The 21,590-nt window shown below is 48.5% G+C and carries 21 protein-coding genes and 1 tRNA gene; 17 read left to right on the top strand and 5 right to left on the bottom strand.

Features of this window, described 5'->3' with window-relative positions; genetic code table 11:
* Together Q1A40_RS11430 and rsmC are read right to left on the bottom strand one after the other, a co-directional pair.
* A tRNA-Leu gene (locus tag Q1A40_RS11430) sits at positions 1-69 on the bottom strand.
* A 129-nt stretch (positions 70-198) separates the two neighbouring features.
* Complete coding sequence (gene rsmC / locus Q1A40_RS11425) at positions 199-1,230, bottom strand: 16S rRNA (guanine(1207)-N(2))-methyltransferase RsmC (RefSeq protein WP_300000190.1); 1,032 nt, start codon at positions 1,228-1,230, stop codon at positions 199-201.
* Between the two features lie 232 nt (positions 1,231-1,462).
* Here rsmC and Q1A40_RS11420 point away from each other — a divergent pair, with 232 nt between their 5' ends.
* The 13 genes from Q1A40_RS11420 to deoD all read left to right on the top strand — a co-directional run bounded on the left by Q1A40_RS11420 (position 1,463) and on the right by deoD (position 14,010).
* Positions 1,463-1,882 (top strand): DNA polymerase III subunit psi, encoded by a 420-nt coding sequence (locus Q1A40_RS11420; protein WP_300000188.1) that lies wholly within the window; start codon positions 1,463-1,465, stop codon positions 1,880-1,882.
* Positions 1,851-2,294: a ribosomal protein S18-alanine N-acetyltransferase gene (gene rimI / locus Q1A40_RS11415; protein ID WP_300000186.1), complete on the top strand. Its 444-nt coding sequence runs from the start codon at positions 1,851-1,853 to the stop codon at positions 2,292-2,294. The genes Q1A40_RS11420 and rimI overlap by 32 nt, the downstream gene beginning before the upstream one ends.
* 18 nt (positions 2,295-2,312) lie before the next feature.
* Positions 2,313-2,996, top strand: a complete 684-nt coding sequence (yjjG, locus tag Q1A40_RS11410; RefSeq protein WP_300000184.1) for a pyrimidine 5'-nucleotidase — start codon at positions 2,313-2,315, stop codon at positions 2,994-2,996.
* An 88-nt stretch (positions 2,997-3,084) separates the two neighbouring features.
* On the top strand, positions 3,085-4,674 hold the full coding sequence (gene prfC, locus Q1A40_RS11405) for a peptide chain release factor 3 (RefSeq protein ID WP_300000182.1): 1,590 nt from the start codon (positions 3,085-3,087) through the stop codon (positions 4,672-4,674).
* A 315-nt stretch (positions 4,675-4,989) separates the two neighbouring features.
* Complete coding sequence (gene osmY, locus Q1A40_RS11400; protein WP_300000181.1) at positions 4,990-5,616, top strand: molecular chaperone OsmY; 627 nt, start codon at positions 4,990-4,992, stop codon at positions 5,614-5,616.
* Positions 5,617-5,784: 168 nt separating this feature from the next.
* A complete protein-coding gene (locus tag Q1A40_RS11395) occupies positions 5,785-5,946 on the top strand; it encodes a DUF1328 family protein (protein ID WP_300000180.1) in 162 nt (53 codons plus the stop codon).
* 150 nt (positions 5,947-6,096) lie between these two features.
* Positions 6,097-7,185, top strand: coding sequence for a patatin family protein (locus tag Q1A40_RS11390; RefSeq protein WP_300000178.1), 1,089 nt, complete (start codon positions 6,097-6,099; stop codon positions 7,183-7,185).
* Positions 7,182-7,961 carry a TatD family hydrolase gene (locus Q1A40_RS11385; protein ID WP_300000176.1) on the top strand — a complete coding sequence of 260 codons (780 nt, stop codon included), beginning with the start codon at positions 7,182-7,184 and terminating at the stop codon, positions 7,959-7,961. The genes Q1A40_RS11390 and Q1A40_RS11385 overlap by 4 nt, the downstream gene beginning before the upstream one ends.
* A 164-nt stretch (positions 7,962-8,125) precedes the next feature.
* Complete coding sequence (locus tag Q1A40_RS11380; protein ID WP_300000174.1) at positions 8,126-9,403, top strand: NupC/NupG family nucleoside CNT transporter; 1,278 nt, start codon at positions 8,126-8,128, stop codon at positions 9,401-9,403.
* Positions 9,404-9,748: 345 nt separating this feature from the next.
* Positions 9,749-10,528, top strand: coding sequence for a deoxyribose-phosphate aldolase (gene deoC, locus Q1A40_RS11375; protein ID WP_300000172.1), 780 nt, complete (start codon positions 9,749-9,751; stop codon positions 10,526-10,528).
* A gap of 59 nt (positions 10,529-10,587) precedes the next feature.
* Positions 10,588-11,910 carry a thymidine phosphorylase gene (deoA, locus tag Q1A40_RS11370; RefSeq protein ID WP_300000170.1) on the top strand — a complete coding sequence of 441 codons (1,323 nt, stop codon included), beginning with the start codon at positions 10,588-10,590 and terminating at the stop codon, positions 11,908-11,910.
* A 102-nt stretch (positions 11,911-12,012) separates the two neighbouring features.
* Complete coding sequence (gene deoB, locus Q1A40_RS11365) at positions 12,013-13,236, top strand: phosphopentomutase (RefSeq protein WP_300000169.1); 1,224 nt, start codon at positions 12,013-12,015, stop codon at positions 13,234-13,236.
* A gap of 54 nt (positions 13,237-13,290) precedes the next feature.
* The gene (gene deoD / locus Q1A40_RS11360) at positions 13,291-14,010 is read left to right on the top strand and encodes a purine-nucleoside phosphorylase (RefSeq protein ID WP_300000167.1); all 720 of its coding nucleotides are present in this window, start codon (positions 13,291-13,293) and stop codon (positions 14,008-14,010) included.
* A 74-nt stretch (positions 14,011-14,084) separates the two neighbouring features.
* Here the strand turns inward: deoD and lplA are convergent, their stop codons facing one another.
* Both lplA and Q1A40_RS11350 read right to left on the bottom strand, forming a co-directional pair.
* The gene (lplA, locus tag Q1A40_RS11355) at positions 14,085-15,101 is read right to left on the bottom strand and encodes a lipoate--protein ligase LplA (RefSeq protein WP_300000166.1); all 1,017 of its coding nucleotides are present in this window, start codon (positions 15,099-15,101) and stop codon (positions 14,085-14,087) included.
* Positions 15,102-15,163: 62 nt separating this feature from the next.
* Positions 15,164-15,802, bottom strand: coding sequence for a YtjB family periplasmic protein (locus Q1A40_RS11350; protein WP_300000165.1), 639 nt, complete (start codon positions 15,800-15,802; stop codon positions 15,164-15,166).
* Positions 15,803-15,908: 106 nt separating this feature from the next.
* Between Q1A40_RS11350 and serB the strand changes: the two genes are divergently transcribed.
* From serB to Q1A40_RS11330, 4 genes are all read left to right on the top strand, one after another.
* The gene (serB, locus tag Q1A40_RS11345) at positions 15,909-16,886 is read left to right on the top strand and encodes a phosphoserine phosphatase (RefSeq protein WP_300000164.1); all 978 of its coding nucleotides are present in this window, start codon (positions 15,909-15,911) and stop codon (positions 16,884-16,886) included.
* Positions 16,887-16,897: 11 nt separating this feature from the next.
* Positions 16,898-18,280 carry a DNA repair protein RadA gene (radA, locus tag Q1A40_RS11340; protein WP_300000163.1) on the top strand — a complete coding sequence of 461 codons (1,383 nt, stop codon included), beginning with the start codon at positions 16,898-16,900 and terminating at the stop codon, positions 18,278-18,280.
* Between the two features lie 98 nt (positions 18,281-18,378).
* Entirely contained in the window at positions 18,379-19,608 is a 1,230-nt protein-coding gene (gene nadR / locus Q1A40_RS11335; RefSeq protein ID WP_300000162.1) for a multifunctional transcriptional regulator/nicotinamide-nucleotide adenylyltransferase/ribosylnicotinamide kinase NadR, read from the top strand.
* Between the two features lie 71 nt (positions 19,609-19,679).
* Positions 19,680-20,684, top strand: a complete 1,005-nt coding sequence (locus Q1A40_RS11330) for a LacI family DNA-binding transcriptional regulator (protein ID WP_300000161.1) — start codon at positions 19,680-19,682, stop codon at positions 20,682-20,684.
* Here the strand turns inward: Q1A40_RS11330 and Q1A40_RS11325 are convergent.
* Positions 20,677-21,561 carry an NAD(P)-dependent oxidoreductase gene (locus Q1A40_RS11325; RefSeq protein WP_300000160.1) on the bottom strand — a complete coding sequence of 295 codons (885 nt, stop codon included), beginning with the start codon at positions 21,559-21,561 and terminating at the stop codon, positions 20,677-20,679. The genes Q1A40_RS11330 and Q1A40_RS11325 overlap by 8 nt on opposite strands.
* Between the last annotated feature and the right edge of the window lie 29 nt (positions 21,562-21,590).

Raw genomic sequence — 21,590 nt, 5'->3', positions numbered from 1 at the left:
GGAGGGACTTGAACCCTCACGTCCGTAAGAACACTAACACCTGAAGCTAGCGCGTCTACCAATTCCGCCACCATCGCGTACCTGTTATGCCGAAGCATCACAACCAAGGAGGCGAATTCTAGATGTTTTCTGAACTTCGTCAACAGTTAATTTGGTGCCGCTTTGCCAATCGCTGAAAAAAACGGCACCTGAGACAAATTAACGCTTTTTCGCACCGCGTCCCATAACTGCACGATACACTTTAAAACGTCCTGTCTGAGCCAGTACTTCATGCTCACCAAACATTTCATCCAGGATTGCTGCATAAGGCAGGAATGCGTTCGCGACAATGCGTAATTCCCCACCAATATTCAAATGACGTACTGCACCCCGAATCAATTGTGAGGCGGCATCGAGGCTGGTTTGTAGGCCATCATGGAAGGGCGGATTAGAGAGGATCATGTCGAAGCGTCCCTGAACATCGGAGTAGACGTTACTGGCGAACACTTCACCTTCGAGACCATTGGCAGCCAGTGTTGCACGGCTGGCCTCGACAGCAGCTGCGCTGACATCACACAGAGTCAGACGCACTTTAGGTGACTGGGTGGCAAGCGCGACAGAAAGAATACCTGCGCCACAGCCGACATCTAATACTTTCCCTTTTCTGTGAGCAGACAGAGTCGAGAGGAGCAACTTACTGCCAGCATCCAGGCCGTCACGACTAAATACGCCCGGTAAGGTTTTCACTGTCAGACCATCGGTTTCATATTCGCCCCAGCCATCATTTGCATCGAATGCGGGCTGTTGTTCCAGACGGCCGTGATAGAGACCACAGCGACGAGCGCTGTCAATTTTGTTCATCGGGCAGATATCGGCGAGCATTTGCTCGGCGCTGCGAACACCACTGCGGTTTTCACCCACCACGAAAATATCACTTCCCACTGGCATCATGGAAAGAATATTCATCAGTTGAAACTGGGCTTCCGGTTTATTCTTTGGCCAGTAATAAATCAGAGTGTTACTGTCGGCAACAGTCTCCGGAGTGGCGACCAAACTGAACTGTGCATTGTCACCCATCAGCGCGCTTAATACTTGCCAGTGGTGATATTGCTGGGTATGGGCGCGACTGACGGCAGTATCAAAACGCGCTGGCAGGTCGTCTTGTAGATCACCGGCAAACAACACGCGGCATTCGGTAAAATCATCGCTGTGGCGCAGCAGAACTTCACTCGCCGGGGTTAACGCACTCATTAAATAGCTCCTGGAAAATCAGAAACGCAAGTATATACCCAAAAGAATTCGAATTGCTCCCAGGCGCCGAGTTTATTCAAACGATGAGCATAGATAAACTGTGCTCATCGTTTGAATAAACGAAAGTAACATCCAGGCAATTTTAAGTATCACGGGTATAGAGGTTTAATAGCGTGGATTCGATGAATTTGCTATATTTACGCCCCGATTATTGTTCTCGACAGGGCTTGCCATGACTCTCCCTTCCCGACGTGACTTACGATTACAGCAACTGGGCATCACTCAGTGGGTGTTGCGGCGTCCGGCGGTGTTACAAGGTGAAATTGCGATTACGCTGCTTCCTGACACGCGTTTAGTGTTGGTAACCGAGAACAGTAGTGTGTTAAACGATCCCTTTGTGGGGGATGTTTTGCGTAGCCTGGGATTGCATGAAAACCAGGTTCTTCAGGTTACACCTGAACGTGCAGCGATGCTTCCGCCAGGCAAACGCTGCAATAGCTGGTGTCTGGGAGTGGATGTGCCATTAGCGATTTCCGGGGCTAAGTTACTTTCTGTAGACTTAGATGAACTTTATCTTAATAGCGCGGAACGCCGTGCGCTATGGCAACAAATTTGCACCTATGAACCAGATTTCTTCCCTACAGCCGAGTGACTTGGCGGCAGCCTATGCTATTGAGCAACGCAGTCACGCTTTTCCCTGGAGTGAAAACACATTTGCCAGTAATCAGGGTGAACGTTATTTCAATCTCCGACTGGATGTTGACGGCTCCATGGCCGCTTTTGCGGTGACACAAGTGGTGCTGGACGAGGCCACCTTATTCAACATTGCTGTAAGCCCTGATTATCAGCGTCGTGGACTGGGGCGCGCTCTGCTTGAGCATATTATCAGCGAGCTTGAGAAGCGAGCCATCGCGACGCTTTGGCTGGAGGTTCGGGCCTCTAACCGGGCGGCTATCAATCTGTATGAAAGTTTGGGCTTTAATGAAGCGACAATCCGTCGTAACTACTACCCGACTAAAGATGGACGGGAAGATGCCATTGTTATGGCGCTGCCCTTAGGTTAATTCGAAAAAGGTATTTAGATGAACTGGGATTGGATTTTATTTGATGCGGATGAAACGTTGTTTACCTTTGACTCATTCGCGGGTTTACAGCGGATGTTTGTTAACTATGACGTGAATTTTACTGAGGATGATTTCCAGGAATATCAGTTAGTTAATAAACCATTATGGGTAGACTACCAGAATGGTGTTATCACTGCGATGCAGCTTCAGCTTCAGCGCTTTGAAGGCTGGGCTCAGCGTCTTGATGTTTCTTCCAGTGAACTGAATGATGCATTCTTATCGGCAATGGCAGAGATTTGTGCGCCATTACCCGGTGCTGTTTCTTTACTTGATGCCCTGCAGGGAAAAGTAAAGACAGGTATCATTACTAATGGATTTACGGCACTACAGCAAACTCGCCTGGAGCGTACTGGTTTGAGTGGCCATTTTGACTTGCTGGTTATTTCTGAACAAGTGGGCATTGCTAAGCCAGATCCCAGAATTTTCGAGTATACGTTTGCCAGAATGGGAAATCCGCCACTCTCTCGTATTTTAATGGTTGGAGACACCCCAGAGTCAGATATTCTGGGGGGAATGAATGCCGGAATTGCCACGTGCTGGCTCAATATGCACGGGCGCAGCTTGCCGGAAGGTATTCATCCAACCTGGCAAGTCTCGACTTTAAGTGAATTGGAGCAACTGTTGTGTAAAACAGATAGTTGATTGTTTGCCCTAAAGGGTAAAATAACCCCAGTTAACCTTTACTCAACGCGTGGAGGATGTCCGCGCGTATATCAAAGAAGATATCAACATGACTTTGTCTCCTTTTTTACAAGAGGTGTCGAAACGTCGCACCTTCGCGATAATCTCTCACCCGGATGCCGGTAAAACAACGATCACTGAAAAAGTGTTGCTGTTCGGACAGGCTATTCAAACCGCCGGTACGGTCAAAGGCCGTGGTTCCAGTCAGCATGCTAAGTCTGACTGGATGGAAATGGAAAAACAGCGTGGTATCTCGATTACCACCTCTGTGATGCAGTTCCCATACCATGACAGCCTGGTTAACCTGCTCGATACCCCGGGACACGAAGACTTCTCTGAAGATACTTACCGTACTCTGACTGCCGTCGACTGCTGTCTGATGGTTATCGATGCGGCTAAAGGTGTAGAAGATCGTACCCGTAAGCTGATGGAAGTTACCCGTCTGCGTGATACGCCGATCCTGACTTTTATGAATAAGCTGGACCGCGATATTCGTGACCCTATGGAATTGCTGGATGAAGTGGAACATGAGCTGAAAATTGCCTGTTCACCCATCACCTGGCCGATTGGCTGTGGCAAGTTATTCAAAGGTGTCTACCACCTCTATAAAGACGAAACCTATCTTTATCAATCCGGTAAAGGTCACACCATTCAGGAAGTACGTATTATTAAAGGGCTCAATAACCCAGAGCTGGACAGCGCTGTGGGGGAAGAGCTGGCGGCCCAGTTACGTGACGAACTGGAGCTGGTAAAGGGCGCTTCCAACGAATTTGACTGCGAGTTGTTCCTGGCAGGTGAAATTACCCCAGTATTCTTTGGTACTGCCTTGGGTAACTTTGGCGTTGACCATATGCTGGACGGCCTGGTGGAATGGGCTCCGGCGCCAATGCCGCGTAACACTGATACCCGTACCGTTAATGCAGAAGAAGAGAAGTTCACCGGCTTTGTTTTTAAGATTCAGGCGAACATGGATCCTAAACACCGTGACCGTGTGGCCTTTATGCGCGTGGTGTCGGGTCAGTATGAGAAAGGGATGAAGCTGCGCCAGGTTCGTACCGGTAAAGATGTCGTGATTTCCGATGCTCTAACCTTTATGGCGGGCGATCGTTCTCACGTAGAGGAAGCTTATCCGGGTGATATCATTGGTTTGCATAACCACGGTACCATTCAGATCGGTGATACTTTTACCCAGGGTGAAATGATGAAGTTCACCGGTATCCCGAACTTTGCGCCGGAGCTGTTCCGTCGTATCCGCCTGCGCGATCCGCTGAAGCAAAAACAGTTGCTGAAAGGTCTGGTTCAGTTATCTGAGGAAGGTGCAGTTCAGGTGTTCCGCCCGATTGCGAATAACGATCTTATCGTTGGTGCGGTCGGTGTGCTTCAGTTTGATGTCGTCGTGGCGCGCCTGAAAAGCGAATATAACGTCGAAGCGATTTACGAGTCGGTTAACGTCGCAACCGCACGCTGGGTTGAGAGTGATAATGCGAAGAAGTTTGATGAGTTCCAGCGTAAGAACGAGATGCAGCTCGCGCTGGATGGTGGTGATAATCTGACCTATATCGCGCCGACAATGGTTAATCTTAACCTGACGCAGGAACGTTACCCTGAAGTGAGTTTCCGTAAAACTCGCGAACACTAATATCCCTTCCAGAGCGCGGTTTCTGCCGCGCTCTTCTGTGTTTTCTGCCTGAAACGCCTGATACAGAATGTTCTCAATTTCCCATTACTTTCTCTTTTTTGCTCTTTTTTTGAGCGACCGGCCGAGATTTTTCACAATGGTTTGCTATATTTAACATGTTGGTGACAATTTTGTTGAATGAATAGAGTGCAAATTGTATCAATTGTAGCGTGTTATTTTTTATTTGATTGTTACCACGATACGAACCACTAATGATTTTGTCGTTCAACGGAAATACACAGCTTCAACGATGACCAAACCTACAGGAGTAAGGCGATGACTAAGACAACAATATCAAAAACTCTGCTGGCGGTTGTGTTGGGTTCTTCACTGATAAGTGCGGGTGCTTTTGCACAACAGACCATGGCTTCACAGTCAGAGTCTGGCATTGAATCCATCGGGAAAAAAATCGATAGTTCAATGGGACAGGTCGGTGACTTTGTGGATGACAGCGCCATTACTGCACGAGTGAAAGCGGGACTTATCGACCAGAAAAGTATCAAGAGTACGGATATTTCTGTGAATACCGAGAAAGGTGTCGTGACCTTGAGCGGTTTTGTCGGAAGCCAGAATGAGGCAGAACTGGCAGTGATTGTCGCAGGCAATGTTGAAGGTGTCACTTCGGTAAGCGATAAACTGCACGTTGCTGAGGACGGGAGTAAATCCGCATCAGAAACGGTCAGTGATTATACCGACGACGCGCTGATTACCAGTAAAGTGAAAGCGAAACTGCTCTCAGAAGGGGATATTGCTTCCCGTCATATCGGAGTCGAAACGACGGACGGAGTTGTCCAGTTAACCGGAGATGTTAAATCAAATGCTCAGGCGGCACAGGTCGAAAGCATTACTAAAGCCGTAGATGGCGTTAAGAGTGTTAAGAATGACCTGCAGGTCGTTCAATAATCACATCGTACAACCTGAGGTATGGCGGATAGAAAACAAAAGTATGCTCCGGCTACTGTCCCGTAGAGTGATACGTAGCTCCTTATAATAACGAAGTGTTGCCTGTAGGACAGAGCGTTATCTGTCTATTGATAAGGTGATAAATTTAACTATGGTGAGGAGAGTCTTATGTTTCGTTGGGGAATTATTTTTCTAATTATTGCAATTATTGCCGCAGCATTAGGTTTCGGTGGTCTTGCAGGTACTGCTGCCTGGGCTGCAAAAGTCGTTTTTGTTGTTGGTCTGGTTCTGTTCCTGGTCAGCTTGTTTACCGGACGCAGTCGACGATAACAAAATCTGACAAGCAAACACCTTTTTCTCAGCCAGTTTTTTGACTGGCTGAGCCATTTTCATATTCTGCCATAATCCACGTCTTCCTGCCCGTCGCGCTTTATGCTAAAAATCCAGAGATATATTTATTAAATGGTTGAGGACGTCACCGTGGGGCATCGAATACCCGTTACTCTAGGCAATATTGCACCGCTTGAACTGATACCTTTTCATACCGGTAAAGTGGCCCTCGTCTGTGAAGGGGGAGGTCAGCGGGGGATTTTTACTGCGGGTGTACTGGACGAGTTTATGCGTGCAGGTTTTAACCCCTTTGACTTACTTCTGGGAACATCTGCGGGTGCTCAGAACCTTTCAGCCTATCTCTGTAATCAGCGTGGCTATGCCCGCAATGTCATTACACGCTATACCACTCGGCGAGAATTTTTTAATCCGTTACGTTTTGTACGTGGCGGTAATTTAATCGATCTCGACTGGCTGATGGATTCGACTGCCAGCCAGTCACCGCTGGCTATGTCACATGCGAAAGCGTTGTTTGATAAGGGCAAAGAATTTTATATGTGCGCTTGTCGTAGTGATGATTTTAAGGCTGAGTATTTTGCGCCGACGCATGACTCGTGGCTTAACATCCTTAAGGCATCCAGCGCGATCCCTGGTTTTTATCGCAATGGTGTTGAAATTGAAGGGGTTAACTATCTTGATGGTGGGATAAGCGATGCAATCCCTGTACATGAAGCGGTCAGGCGCGGGGCTGAAACGGTAGTCGTTATTCGTACCGTTCCTTCACAGATTATTTATCCTGCCCGCTGGTTAAAGCATATGGAAAACTGGTTGAGTGAAGGAAACTTACAACAATTATTAGTGATGGCTCAGCACCACCAGACTTGCTATAGCGAGACCCAGCATTTTATTGAGAATCCTCCGGATAATGTGCGTATTTTTGAGATCCACCCTCCAAAAGCGTTACTCAGCAATGCACTGGGAAGCAGGTTATCTGCGCTCAATATCGACTATAAAATGGGGCGACTGTGTGGCCGCTATTTTCTCGCCACCGTGGGGCGATTACTGGTGGATAAACCTCCTATCAGGCGATATATTTCATCAAGCCCGGTCGCGAGGGCCGCTATTGAAACGCCAGTCTCTCAAGAAGAAAATGCATCGGTCGCTCAGCCGGAAATGGCTTCGCTTATCAGGACAGAGCCAGCAAATGATGCTCTGCATGATGATAAGGATTTAGCGTGAGTGTGATGTTTTTCGATACTCATTGTCATTTTGATTTTCCGCCATTTTATGGCAACGAGCGTGAAAGTCTCGCGCTTGCTGCAGAGGCGGGAGTGACGAAAATTATTGTGCCTGCGGTAGAGGCACAGTATTTTCAGCGGGTATCAGAGCTTGCTGAAAACTATAGCGCTCTTTACGCTGCCTTAGGATTACATCCGATCGTTATTGATAAACATGATTTTTCAGATCTCGACTTACTGGAACAGTATTTACAAAACAAGACCAGTAAACTGATTGCTATAGGCGAGATTGGTCTCGATCTGTATATGGATATCCCACAGTTTGAGAAACAACAACAACTGCTGGATGCTCAGCTGAAACTGGCAAAACGTTATGATCTTCCGGTAATTCTTCATTCACGCCGCACGCATGATGTGCTGGCGAGTCACTTAAAACGCCATCAGCTTCCCCGCACTGGAGTGGTTCATGGCTTTTCGGGGAGTCTGCAGCAAGCCGAGCGCTTTATTTCACTGGGTTATTGTATTGGCGTTGGCGGCACAATTACTTATCCCCGCGCCAGCAAAACGCGCGATGTGATGGCTGCCTTGCCTCTCTCCTCGCTGGTACTGGAAACGGATGCGCCGGATATGCCGCTTAATGGCTGGCAAGGTCAGCCTAATCGTCCGGAGCGAGCTGCTCTTGTTTATCAGGTATTGTGTGAGTTACGGCGTGAGTCTCCGGAAGAAATTGCCACTGCGCTAAAAGACAACACCGAAAAGCTATTCTCCCTCCCGTGAAAAAAAGTGTGATTAATATCACTTTTTGACGTAAATGTTTCGATGTATTACTAAATCCCTGTGATTAGGTTAACTATAAAATTGTCACCTAACGTTATAATTTGTCTGACTTAGCGTTGGCTGATTCGGCCGCGTTTCCTCATCAAAATACACAGGGAATCTGTATGCAAATCCTTATTGGGTTGGTTGGTATGCTCGCTTTGATACTGGTCGCCGTGCTGTTGTCGACCAATCGTAAAGCGATCAATCTGCGCACTGTTATTGGCGCCTGGGCGCTTCAAGTGGGTATCGGTGCGTTAGTCCTTTATGTTCCGGCGGGGAGGGCTGTTTTACTTGCCATGTCTGAAGGTGTTGCCAACGTTATCGGTTACGGTAACGCGGGGATCTCCTTCCTGTTTGGCGGCCTGGTATCAGACAAAATGTTCGAAGTTTTCGGCGGCGGTGGCTTTGTCTTTGCCCTCCGTGTCTTACCGGTTATCGTCTTTTTCTCATCACTGATCGCCGTGCTCTACTATATCGGCATCATGCAGTGGGTGATTCGTATCCTCGGTGGTGGCTTACATAAGCTACTGAAAACCTCGCGTACTGAATCACTTTCTGCGACGGCCAATATCTTTGTTGGTCAGACAGAAGCCCCTCTGGTTGTACGTCCTTATATTGCCACCATGACGCGTTCAGAGCTCTTTACTGTCATGAGCGGTGGTCTGGCATCCGTAGCCGGTTCTGTGCTGGCAGGATACGCCCAGATGGGCGTACCGCTGGAATATCTGATAGCAGCTTCCTTTATGGCGGCTCCTGGTGGTCTGCTGTTCTCAAAACTGATGATGCCGGAGACAGAAAAACCGAACGATGCTCCGCATCTTGAGTCAATGGAAAACGACCCCGATCGTCCAACGAATATTCTTGATGCAGCCGCTTCTGGTGCAGCCTCGGGTATGCAGCTGGCGCTGAATGTCGGAGCGATGTTACTGGCCTTTGTGGCATTGATTGCCCTGTTAAACGGTATTCTTTCTGGCATTGGTGGCTGGTTTAACTATCCACAACTGACCATGGAGTTGATTCTGGGCTGGGTGTTCTCTCCTGTGGCCTGGCTGATTGGTGTTCCCTGGGCTGAAGCGCAGGTTGCTGGTTCCTTTATTGGTCAAAAACTGATTATTAATGAGTTTGTTGCCTATCTGAACTTTGGTGCTTATCTGAAAGATGAGGCTGAAGTGGCTGCGGCAGGACTGCAAGTATTATCGGCAAATACCAAAGCAATCATCTCTTTTGCGCTCTGCGGATTTGCGAACCTCTCATCTATAGCTATCCTCATTGGTGGGTTGGGCAGTATGGCACCGATGCGTCGTCATGATGTTGCCCAGCTTGGTTTGAAAGCCGTTGTCGCGGGGACATTATCAAACTTGATGAGTGCCACTATTGCAGGAATATTTTTGGCGCTTTAATAATTCGTGATAAATGTTATAATTATAACATTGTGACTTCGGAATGGCGGGAGGCTCACCCGCCATTTTCGTGTTCTGTTCATGAACTCCTCCGCCTTTTTTGCGGCTAATGTCACATACAATTGATGCAATCTTGCAGTTCATGCTTCGTCTTTTGTGACTCAGCGCACAAATACACTTCAACTTGAATGTTATGATTCTAACATTGAAGCTGATAGTGAATTAGCGGAAAGAAGGATCTTATGTGAGAAGTGTTGCTGGCTTCTCTTCTTCAAGGAACCAAGTCCGCTCCAACGTGTTGAGTTTCCAGGCCGGAGACATCTAGCCCTTTTGTTGGAGAGAATTATGACCGATTTAAACACCAGTAGCCTGCGTGCACTGAAACTGATGGACCTGACCACCCTGAATACCGATGACACGGATGAAAAAGTCATCGCCTTGTGTCACCAGGCGAAAACGCCGGTCGGTAACACCGCAGCTATCTGTATCTATCCTCGTTTTATCCCGGTTGCACGTAAGGCTCTGAAAGAGCAAGGCACACCTGATATTCGTATCGCGACTGTCACCAACTTCCCTCATGGTAATGATGATATTGATATCGCGCTGGCAGAAACGCGCGCTGCAATTGCTTACGGTGCGGATGAAGTGGATGTTGTATTTCCGTATCGTGCTTTGATAGCAGGTAATGAACAGGTTGGTTTTGACTTGGTTAAAGCCTGTAAAGATGCTTGTGCCAGCGCAAATGTTCTGCTGAAAGTGATTATTGAAACCGGCGAGCTAAAAACCGAAGAGCTTATTCGTAAAGCATCGACCATTTCTATTAAAGCAGGCGCTGATTTCATTAAAACCTCTACAGGTAAAGTTCCCGTCAATGCGACACCAGAAAGTGCGCGCATTATGCTCGAAGTTATTCGTGACCTTGGCGTAGAAAAAACAGTGGGCTTTAAACCTGCGGGCGGCGTTCGCAGCGCAGAAGACGCAGCTCAATTCCTTGCTATTGCCGATAACCTGTTTGGTGCTGACTGGGCAGACTCGCGTCACTACCGCTTCGGTGCATCCAGCTTACTGGCCAGTTTGCTAAAAACACTTGGTCATGGCGACGGTAAAAGCGCCAGCAGCTACTAATCTTATCAGACGGTGCCACAGGCACCGTCTTTTACCTCGAATTTTTGCAGGAGGTTCAGATGTTTCTCGCACAAGAAATCATTCGTAAAAAACGTGATGGCAAAGTTTTAAGCGATGAGGAAATTCGCTTTTTTATCAATGGAATCCGCGACAATACTATCTCTGAAGGACAGATTGCCGCACTTGCAATGACCATCTTTTTCAACGATATGAGCATGCCGGAAAGAGTCTCGCTGACCATGGCGATGCGTGACTCAGGCACTGTGCTTGATTGGAAAAGTCTGAACCTCAATGGCCCCGTTGTTGATAAACATTCAACCGGTGGGGTAGGCGATGTGACTTCATTGATGCTTGGCCCAATGGTCGTTGCATGTGGAGGTTATGTGCCAATGATTTCCGGGCGAGGGCTGGGTCATACCGGTGGTACGCTGGATAAACTTGAAGCTATTCCAGGTTTTAATATTTTCCCGGACGATAACCGTTTCCGGAAAATCATTAAAGAAGTTGGGGTGGCAATTATCGGTCAAACCAGCTCCCTGGCCCCTGCGGATAAACGTTTTTATGCGACCCGCGATATTACCGCGACCGTTGACTCTATCCCACTGATTACTGGTTCTATTCTGGCTAAAAAACTGGCAGAAGGACTGGATGCCCTGGTGATGGATGTCAAAGTGGGTAATGGCGCATTTATGCCAACCTATGAGTTGTCTGGTTTGCTGGCCGAAGCCATTGTCGGTGTCGCAAATGGGGCGGGTGTCCGTACCACAGCGCTACTGACAGATATGAACCAGGTTCTGGCTTCCAGCGCCGGTAATGCCGTTGAAGTACGTGAGTCAGTACAATTCCTGACAGGTGAGTATCGCAATCCGCGTCTGTTTGATGTCACCATGGCGTTATGTAGCGAAATGCTCCTTTCCGGTAATCTTGCAGCGAACGATGCCGAAGCCCGCGCTAAATTGCAGGCGGTACTGGATAATGGTAAAGCGGCTGAAGTCTTTGGTCGTATGGTTGCCGCTCAGGACGGCCCAACTGATTTCGTCGAAAACTACGCGAAGTACTTGCCGACAGCAGCGATCCAGAAACCTGTATATGCTGATAAAGCAGGATTTGTTTCTGCGATGGATACCCGTGATTTGGGCCTTGCAGTGGTATCAATGGGCGGTGGTCGTCGTCAGGCTTCCGATATTATCGACTATAGTGTAGGTCTGACTGATATGGCGCGGCTGGGCGATAAAGTTGATACTTCGCATCCACTGGCGGTGATTCATGCTAAAGATGAAAGCAGCTGGCAGGAAGCAGCCAAAGCGGTGAAAGCGGCCATTAAACTTGACGATAAAGCGCCAGAAGCAACACCGACGGTATATCGTAGGATCAGTCAGTAATCTGTATATCCATTATACTTCAAGTAACATACAAGCAACTTGAGTGATTTAGGATATACTACTCTGATCGAATTTTTTCGAGCACAAGATGCGGAGAAGACTATGAAACGTGCATTTATTATGGTGCTGGACTCCTTTGGTATTGGCGCGACTGAAGATGCAGTAAAATTTGGTGACGTCGGTGCGGATACACTAGGTCATATTGCAGAGGCCTGTGCCAAAGGCGAAGCGGATATTGGTCGTAAAGGACCACTACATTTACCTAACCTGACACGTCTGGGTCTGGTCAAGGCGCATGAAGGCTCTACCGGTCATATTGCTGCAGGTATGGATGGTAACGCCGAAGTGACCGGCGCTTATGCCTGGGCTCATGAACTATCCTCAGGTAAAGATACCCCGTCAGGCCACTGGGAAATTGCCGGTGTTCCTGTGTTATTTGACTGGGGCTACTTTGCTGATCACGAAAATAGTTTTCCACAAGAACTGTTAGATACGCTGGTAAAACGCGCTAATCTGCCGGGTTATCTGGGCAACTGTCACTCTTCAGGTACTGTGATTTTGGATCAGCTTGGTGAAGAGCATATGAAAACCGGAAAACCGATTTTCTATACCTCTGCTGACTCGGTATTCCAGATTGCCTGTCATGAAGAAACCTTTGGTCTGGATAAACTCTACGAGCTGTGCGAAATCGCCCGTGAAGAGCTGACCAATGGCGGCTACAACATCGGCCGTGTTATTGCCCGTCCGTTTGTCGGCGATAAAGCAGGTAATTTTGCTCGTACAGGTAACCGCCATGACTTGGCAGTTGAACCACCTGCACCAACTGTGTTGCAAAAACTGGTAGAAGAAAAACACGGACAAGTGGTTTCCGTGGGTAAAATTGCGGATATCTATGCGAATTGTGGTATCACCAAAAAAGTAAAAGCTACCGGTCTGGATGCGCTGTTTGACGCCACTATTCAAGAAATGAAAGTGGCGGGTGATGAAACTATTGTCTTCACCAACTTTGTTGATTTCGACTCATCCTGGGGCCATCGTCGTGATGTTGCGGGTTATGCCGGGGGGCTTGAGCTGTTTGACCGTCGCTTACCTGAGCTGCTGGCATTGCTGAAAGAAGATGACATTATCATTCTGACTGCTGACCATGGTTGTGATCCAACCTGGCACGGTACTGATCATACTCGCGAACATATCCCGGTATTGATTTATGGTAAAAACGTTAAGCCAGGTTCACGCGGACACCGTGAAACCTTCGCGGATATCGGCCAGACAATTGCGCAATACTTCGGCCTTTCCGATATGGATTACGGCAAAAGCATACTGTGATTTGGTTGGGTTATAAGATACCCGATAGCTAACTGATTATAAAAGGAATGAATAATGGCTACTCCACATATTAACGCTGAAATGGGTGATTTTGCTGACGTCGTACTGATGCCTGGCGACCCGCTGCGTGCTAAACATATCGCTGAAACTTTCCTGGAAGATGTTCGTGAAGTGAACAATGTTCGCGGTATGCTGGGTTTCACCGGTACTTATAAAGGCCGCAAAATCTCTGTGATGGGTCATGGTATGGGGATCCCATCCTGCTCTATCTATGCGAAAGAGTTAATCACTGATTTTGGCGTGAAAAAGATTATCCGTGTCGGCTCCTGCGGTGCAGTACGTGCAGATGTCAAACTGCGTGACGTGGTTATCGGAATGGGGGCATGTACTGACTCTAAAGTTAACCGTCTGCGCTTTAAAGACCAGGATTTTGCAGCGATCGCTGATTTCGATATGGTACGTAATGCCGTTGACGCAGCGAAAACACTGGGTGTTGATGCCCGCGTAGGTAACATCTTCTCAGCAGACCTGTTCTATAGTCCCGATCCAACCATGTTTGACGTGATGGAAAAATACGGCATCCTGGGAGTGGAAATGGAAGCGGCAGGTATCTACGGTGTCGCTGCTGAATTTGGAGCGAAAGCCCTGACTATCTGTACCGTATCTGACCATATCCGTACCCATGAGCAGACCACTGCGGCTGAACGTCAGACCACCTTCAATGATATGATTGTGATAGCACTGGAATCAGTGTTGTTAGGCGACAAAGCGTAATTTTGTTGTCTTCGCAATAACTAAAAAGGCGCCGAAAACGTGGTTTTCAGCGCCTTTTTTGTCAGCTTCAAAGATCAGCGAACGGCTCCGGCAATCCAGCTTGCCACTTCCCTTAACTCTGTCTCTTGCTCCGGATACTCCACGAGCAGCGCTTCGCATGCTTGCTGCAGGATATCGCTGCGATAAAGCATCCCTTGTAGACGTTCTGCCAGCGCTTCCAGAGGCACCGGGTTCAGACTGTCAGTGAACAGTTGTGTGCGCGTGATATGCCCTTTTTCGACATCAAAGTGCAGCTCAATGCCACCCCAGCTAAAGCGGTTGTCCAGCAGATGGCTAAAGGCCGGCGCCTGACCGAAGTTCCATTCCCAGCTACTTTGACGTGCAAAATTTTCCACAAAACCGGGTAAGTCAGGCAATGCCTGGGGAGAGATATGTTCCGCCTCAACCCGTTCACCGTAGAGTGCAAAAAAAGCTTCACTGATGCTATCGCATATTTGCTGGTGGGTGATCCCTGGGGATATATCGGTGAGATTGGCTACCCGTGCTCTGACTGAGGTAATGCCTTTAGCCTGAAGTTTTTTCGGATCCGGATTAAGGTAGTTCGCAAGTCGGCTCAGGTCAGCATTCAGTAGCAGGGTTCCATGATGAAAACCGCGGTCCGAGGTTTCTTTATAAGCGGAACCGGAAATTTTACGTATACCATCAGCGGTTTCGACTTCTAAATCATTGCGCCCGGAAGCCTTCGCGTGAATACCCAGATGATGCAGAGCGTTGAGTACTAAGGCTGTCGAAACGCTCTTATCGTATTCCGGCTTGCCTGCCATAAAGGTAAAGCAGGTATTTCCCAAATCATGAAATACGGCCCCTCCACCGCTGCTGCGTCGTGCCAGACGAACATTATCTTGCTCCATTCGCGCGGTATTACACTCTTTCCACGGATTCTGCGCGCGACCAATTACCACCGTATCTGCGTTACGCCACAAAAATAATACCCGCTGTGTCGTCGGCATCTGACGAAAGATAGTCTCTTCAACGGCGAGATTAAACCAAGGGTCGTATGAATCAGAAATCAGTAAACGCAAGCTGGGCATAACAGAGATCCTTTTCTCAAAAAGAGTGAACTGGGTGAAGTGCTTGAATGTCAGGTGACATATTAGTGCTTTTCGTCGTCTTCTTCTTTCACCTTGTTATTGGCTGTAAGCAAAAAGGGGGATTGCTGCCAGCGCGTCCGTTTGCCGCCGAGCAGGGTACGGGCCAGAATAATGCCGATAGCGACCGCCAGTAGTAGCATCAGACGTAAAATATTGGTGGTGTTATCAACCTGTTTGGCTTCTGTGGCGAGCGTATGGGTATCAAGCGTAAGACGCAGATAGCCCAGCGGGCCGCTGCTATCTTCAATTGGTGAGACAATCTGTTTATTGAAGTAACTGCCCGCTTTCGGTCCGTCCAAGGCCAGTCTGTCGCGCACATTAATGGGCTCTCCCGCCCTGGCGATTTGATTGCCAGAGATATCATAAACGGCGGCATCAAGTATTCGACTGTCTTTAGTCAGGGTATTGAGCGCCTGTTCGATGCGTTTTTCATCCGGGCTCTCGGTTTTCATGGCCGGAATAAGGTTAAAAGAAACTTGACGAGCCAATGTCCGGGCCAGTTCTTCGAGCTGAATGGTGCGTGCTTGTTGGCTCCCGCGACTGAACCAGGAGGCACCTTGCATCAGCGCAACTAAAAGTGCCAGACAGAATAAAACAATCACTGCTTTATGTATGCGAAATTTAACTTTCAATCGTGACATGATGCACCTTTAGAAAATTGCTGACATTAATGTTGCCAGAAGCCGGGCGGACAAGGTAGCCTCATGCGGTGTTTTTACCCCTCCCTTGTCTGATACTGGAGCCGTAATGCTAAATAGTTTGACCTGGTGCGACCTACCTGACGATGTTTCTCTGTGGCCAGGATTGCCGCTTTCACTGAGTGGTGATGAAGTTATGCCACTGGACTACCGTGCCGGACGTACTGGCTGGTTGCTTTATGGACACAACCTGGATAAGCAATGCCTGACCAAATACCAAAGTAAGTTAGGAGCTGCGATGGTGATTGTCAGTGCCTGGCGTGTAGAAGACTACCAGGTCATTCGTCTGGCCGGAACCTTAACGCCTCGCTCGACTAAGCTAGCACATCAAATGGGTCTGGATGTTGCTCCGCTGGGTAAAATTCCTCATTTACGTACTCCGGGTCTGCTGGTAATGGATATGGACTCCACGGCGATTCAAATCGAGTGTATTGATGAAATCGCTAAACTGGCCGGAACCGGAGAAAAAGTTTCTGATATTACTGAGCGTGCGATGCGTGGTGAACTTGATTTTTCCGCCAGTCTACGCGAACGCGTCGGTACTCTCAAAGATGCAGATGCGGATATCTTACGTCAGGTACGGGATCAGTTGCCATTGATGCCAGGCCTCACCTCTTTAGTGCCAAAACTACAGGAGCTAGGCTGGAAAGTGGCTATTGCTTCCGGCGGTTTCACCTACTTTGCTGAATATTTACGTGATGAGCTTCAGTTAAATGCCGTCGTGGCAAATGAGTTGGAGATCAGTGACGGTAAGCTGACTGGTGAAGTGCTGGGACAAATTGTCGACGCCAATTTTAAAGCCGAAACTTTGCAACGACTGGCCGAAGAATACGGTATTCCTGTTACTCAGACCGTTGCGGTCGGTGATGGAGCCAATGACTTGCCGATGATTAAAGCGGCGGGTCTGGGTATTGCTTATCATGCGAAACCTAAAGTGAATGAGAAAACGGAAGTGACTATTCGCCATGCTTCTCTTATCGGCGTATTCTGCATTCTCACAGGTAGTCTTATTCAGGAAGAAGGTTAAGAGGTATTCAGGTGGCAAAAGCTCCAAAACGCGCATTTGTCTGTAACGAGTGTGGTGCTGACTATCCACGCTGGCAGGGGCAGTGTAGCGCCTGTCAGGCATGGAATACCATTACCGAAGTGCGCATTGCTGCCTCTCCTCAAGTCGCCCGTAATGAGCGGTTATCGGGCTATGCGGGCAATGCCGGTATCAGCCGGGTACAAAAGCTTTCAGAGATAAGTCTCGAAGAACTGCCGCGTTTTAGCAGTGGATTTAAAGAGTTTGACCGGGTACTGGGCGGTGGCGTGGTACCCGGCAGTGCAATTCTGATTGGTGGCAGTCCTGGAGCGGGTAAATCGACCTTGCTGTTACAGACTCTCTGTAAGCTCAGTGAACAGATGAAAACGCTGTATGTCACGGGCGAAGAGTCATTGCAGCAGGTGGCAATGCGTGCCCATCGACTTGGCTTGCCTACCGGGCATCTGAACATGCTGTCAGAAACCAGCATTGAACAAATCTGCATGATTGCAGAAGAAGAGCAGCCGAAACTGATGGTGATTGACTCCATTCAGGTTATGCATATGGCCGATGTTCAGTCATCCCCCGGAAGTGTGGCACAGGTACGTGAAACCGCAGCGTATTTGACACGTTTTGCGAAAACCAAAGGTGTGGCGATTATTATGGTCGGCCATGTCACCAAAGACGGCTCGCTGGCCGGACCGAAAGTGCTGGAACACTGTATTGACTGTTCCGTGATGCTCGACGGTGATGCTGATTCACGTTTTCGTACCTTGCGCAGCCATAAAAATCGCTTCGGTGCAGTGAATGAACTCGGTGTCTTTGCAATGACAGAGCAGGGATTACGGGAAGTCAGCAACCCCTCCGCTATTTTTCTCAGCCGTGGAGACGAAGTGACTCCTGGTAGCTCCGTCATGGTGGTCTGGGAAGGTACACGCCCTTTGCTGGTGGAGATTCAAGCCTTAGTGGATCAGTCGATGATGTCCAATCCACGGCGTGTGGCTGTGGGGCTTGAGCAGAACCGTCTGGCTATTTTGCTCGCGGTATTACACCGCCACGGTGGTTTACAGATGGCCGATCAGGACGTCTTTGTGAATGTGGTGGGAGGGGTAAAAGTTTCGGAAACCAGTGCGGACCTGGCCCTGTTGCTGGCTATGGTCTCCAGTTTACGTAACCGCGCGCTGCCACATGACTTAGTGGTATTTGGTGAAGTCGGATTGGCGGGGGAGATTCGCCCGGTACCGAGCGGTCAGGAGCGGATAGCCGAAGCCGCGAAGCATGGTTTTAAACGGGCGATAGTGCCTCAGGCCAACGTACCAAAGAAAACACCTGAAGGTATGCAAATATTCCCGGTCAAAAAACTGGCTGATGCACTTTCGGTGTTTGACGATTTATAATTAAATTTTCTCTGCTCATGAAATCAATGCTCTGATTTCTGTGAATTTTGCAAATCCGGAAAAGGTTTGTCCGGACCCGGGCCATTGGGAGGCAGCGTATGTCGTCATTCGACTATATCAAAACAGCTATTCGTCAACAGGGCAGTACACTACAGCAGGTGGCTGATGCTAGCGGGATGACGAAAGGCTACCTCAGCCAATTGTTGAATGCGAAAATTAAAAGCCCGAGTGCGCAAAAGCTTGAAGCTTTACACCGCTTTCTGGGACTGGAGTTTCCACGCCGTGATAAAAAAATTGGCGTGGTGTTTGGTAAGTTTTATCCGCTGCATACCGGGCATATTTATCTTATCCAGCGCGCCTGCAGCCAGGTAGACGAACTCCATATCATCATGGGCTATGACGAAACGCGTGACCGTGCGTTGTTTGAGGACAGCGCGATGTCACAGCAACCCACTACCGGCGATCGCTTGCGATGGTTACTCCAGACTTTTAAATATCAAAAAAACATTCGCATCCACTCATTTAATGAAGAAGGGATGGAGCCTTATCCTTATGGCTGGGATGTCTGGAGTCATGGGGTGAAAGCCTTTATGGAAAGTAAAGGCATCGTACCCGATTGTATCTATACTTCGGAAGAAAGCGATGCCGCGCAGTTCACCAGACAACTGGGTATTGAAACGGTTGTGATTGATCCTAAACGCACCTTTATGAATATCAGCGGTGCGCAGATCCGTGAAGATCCTTTCCGCTACTGGGAATATATTCCTACTGAGGTCAAACCTTTCTTTGTCCGCACCGTGGCTATTCTCGGCGGAGAGTCGAGCGGGAAGTCGTGGATGGTGAATAAACTTGCCAATATATTTAATACCACCAGTGCCTGGGAATATGGACGTGACTATGTTTTTTCTCACTTGGGTGGTGATGAAATGGCCTTGCAGTATTCTGACTATGACAAGATAGCTATTGGTCAGGCGCAGTATATCGACTTTGCGGTAAAGCATGCCAGTAAAGTGACTTTTATCGATACCGATTTTGTCACCACCCAGGCTTTCTGCAAAAAATATGAAGGTCGTGAGCATCCCTTTGTTCAGGCGATGATAGACGAATATCCTTTTGATCTGGTTATCTTACTGGAAAACAATACGCCTTGGGTAGCGGACGGTTTGCGTAGTCTGGGCAGTGATATTGACAGAAAAGAGTTTCAGAGCTTGCTGATCGAAATGCTGAAAGAGAACAATATCGATTATATTCACGTTGAAGAGCCTGATTATGACTCCCGTTTTCTGCGTTGTGTTGAGCTGGTAAAAAAGATGCTCAATGCTGAATAGGAGGGCAGGAGACATTTGCAGAGGTGCGCGATTTTTGAGTGCGTTATCTATTCATGATACTGGGAGCCAGATTGACTGTTAAAAAGAAGAGTACGATTAAAGATGTTGCAGCTTTGGCTGAAGTCTCTATCGGCGTTGTTTCTCGCGTGCTTAATCCGGGGACCGGCTCGGTATCTGAACAGACTCGCCAGCGTATTCTGAACGCGATTCAAACTCTGAATTACAGTCCCCAGAGCGCAGCTCGTGAGCTCAAAAGCCGTCTGAATAACACCATTGGCTTGGTTGTTGCTGATATTGCCAATGAATTCTTTTCGGAAATTGCCGATCTTATCGTCCGACGAGCCAGTGAAATGGCGATGAACGTGATTCTGGTCACCACTCAGGAAGATCCTCTGCTGGAACGTGAAAGTCTGGAAATGCTGATGCAGAAACGGGTGCAGGCTATTATCGCCACGCCCACCAGCAAAAACAGCGATATGTGGCAATCGATAGGTGACATGGGTATTACCGTGGTCTTTATTGACCGCTATCTGGAAGAAGTGAAGCAGGCCAGAGTGGTGGGTTTTAATAATCAGGCTTCTGCCTGTGAAGCCACCACTTATCTTATTGAACAGGGGCATCAGCGTATTGGCTGGATAAGCGGTCCGCTAAATACTTCAACCTCGGCTCAGAGACTAAAAGGATTCCAGCAAGGGCAAAACGATCGAGGTATCGACTGGGATCCGCAATATGCGGTGGTAAAAAACTTTCGCGATCCGCTGGCGAGCCAGGCACTTGATGAGCTCCTCGCGTTGCCAGAACCTCCCACAGCAATCATTATTGGCAATACGTCGATTGCTCCCATGATTGTGTCGCGAATTCGGGAACTTAAACTCAGCATTCCAGCGGATCTGTCACTGATTGTTTATCACGACAGCCACTGGAGCCGATTGTTAAATCCGTCTGTTAGCGTGATTAAACACCCTCTGGCTGAGCTGGCGGATAAAGCTCTGGAATGTCTCTCTGCTGAAAGCTCAACGCCCTGCGAACTTAACAGTATTTTGATTAAGCGGGAGAGCGTTGCCCGTATCAAATAGCCAGCTTATTCAGACGCTTGATTTGCCTGATAATGGCGCAGTGATCGAGTTCGCCATCGCCTGCTTCAATCATCTGACTGAACAGAGTATTGACGGTTTCAGTGACAGGTAAGTTCAGGCCCAATTGTTGCGCCAGTGCTACAGTGCTACGTGTATCTTTTAGCTGCCACTTTGCCGGTCCTCGTGCGGTAAAATCTTGTTCAACCATACGTTCGCCTTGCTGTTGTAGCAGGGTTGAGTCAGCAAGCCCACCGAGCAGAGCTTCGCGTACCTGTACCGGGTCGGCGCCTCCTTTTTGCGCTAAAGTAAAGGCTTCTGACAACAGACTCAGCGTGCCGGCAACAATGATCTGGTTGGCAAGTTTAGTGAGCTGACCGGCACCAACCTCTCCGACACGAGTGACTTTACCAAGATGTGATAACAAAGGTCGCAGCGCGTCAATATGCTCAATTTTACCTCCGGCCATCAACGATAGCGTGCCATTTTCAGCACCGTGAGTCCCGCCTGATACCGGCATATCAATATAAGTTAATTGTTTTCTGGACGCTTTTTCCTGTTGTTCGATAACAATTTCAGGCGACAGGGTACTCATCATAATAATGATGCTGTTCTGTGTAGCAGCCTTGAGGGTTGATTCATTAAACAGAACCTCATTACAGGCTTCTGCATCGCTCAACAGGCAAATAATCACCTCAGTCTCCGCAACCAGCCGGGCGGGAGAAGTGGCGATAGTAACCCCATATTTTTCTAACTCACGGGCTTTATGCTCAGAGCGATTCCATACGGCAACCGCATAACCCGCAGCGGCCAGACGACGAGCGACAGGCTGACCCATCAGCCCGGTACCCACTAATCCAATACGTTGTTTTGATATCATTTTAGTCTCCTGATATCCCTCATCCGCAT

Source organism: uncultured Cedecea sp., from assembly GCF_947498825.1.
Classification (GTDB): domain Bacteria; phylum Pseudomonadota; class Gammaproteobacteria; order Enterobacterales; family Enterobacteriaceae; genus JGM124.
Note: the sequence above shows the minus strand (reverse complement) of the source record. Positions and strands in the feature narration are given on the sequence as shown.

Bases quoted from the DNA above. Each gene is read 5' to 3' on its own strand.
- deoD (WP_300000167.1), top strand. From the start codon at position 13,291: ATGGCTACTCCACATATTAACGCTGAAATGGGTGATTTTGCTGACGTC.
- yjjG (WP_300000184.1), top strand. From the start codon at position 2,313: ATGAACTGGGATTGGATTTTATTTGATGCGGATGAAACGTTGTTTACC.
- Q1A40_RS11325 (WP_300000160.1), bottom strand. From the start codon at position 21,561: ATGATATCAAAACAACGTATTGGATTAGTGGGTACCGGGCTGATGGGT.
- deoA (WP_300000170.1), top strand. From the start codon at position 10,588: ATGTTTCTCGCACAAGAAATCATTCGTAAAAAACGTGATGGCAAAGTT.
- rimI (WP_300000186.1), top strand. From the start codon at position 1,851: ATGAACCAGATTTCTTCCCTACAGCCGAGTGACTTGGCGGCAGCCTAT.
- rsmC (WP_300000190.1), bottom strand. From the start codon at position 1,230: ATGAGTGCGTTAACCCCGGCGAGTGAAGTTCTGCTGCGCCACAGCGAT.
- lplA (WP_300000166.1), bottom strand. From the start codon at position 15,101: ATGCCCAGCTTGCGTTTACTGATTTCTGATTCATACGACCCTTGGTTT.
- nadR (WP_300000162.1), top strand. From the start codon at position 18,379: ATGTCGTCATTCGACTATATCAAAACAGCTATTCGTCAACAGGGCAGT.
- deoC (WP_300000172.1), top strand. From the start codon at position 9,749: ATGACCGATTTAAACACCAGTAGCCTGCGTGCACTGAAACTGATGGAC.
- serB (WP_300000164.1), top strand. From the start codon at position 15,909: ATGCTAAATAGTTTGACCTGGTGCGACCTACCTGACGATGTTTCTCTG.
- deoB (WP_300000169.1), top strand. From the start codon at position 12,013: ATGAAACGTGCATTTATTATGGTGCTGGACTCCTTTGGTATTGGCGCG.
- Q1A40_RS11350 (WP_300000165.1), bottom strand. From the start codon at position 15,802: ATGTCACGATTGAAAGTTAAATTTCGCATACATAAAGCAGTGATTGTT.
- osmY (WP_300000181.1), top strand. From the start codon at position 4,990: ATGACTAAGACAACAATATCAAAAACTCTGCTGGCGGTTGTGTTGGGT.
- prfC (WP_300000182.1), top strand. From the start codon at position 3,085: ATGACTTTGTCTCCTTTTTTACAAGAGGTGTCGAAACGTCGCACCTTC.
- Q1A40_RS11380 (WP_300000174.1), top strand. From the start codon at position 8,126: ATGCAAATCCTTATTGGGTTGGTTGGTATGCTCGCTTTGATACTGGTC.
- Q1A40_RS11395 (WP_300000180.1), top strand. From the start codon at position 5,785: ATGTTTCGTTGGGGAATTATTTTTCTAATTATTGCAATTATTGCCGCA.
- Q1A40_RS11420 (WP_300000188.1), top strand. From the start codon at position 1,463: ATGACTCTCCCTTCCCGACGTGACTTACGATTACAGCAACTGGGCATC.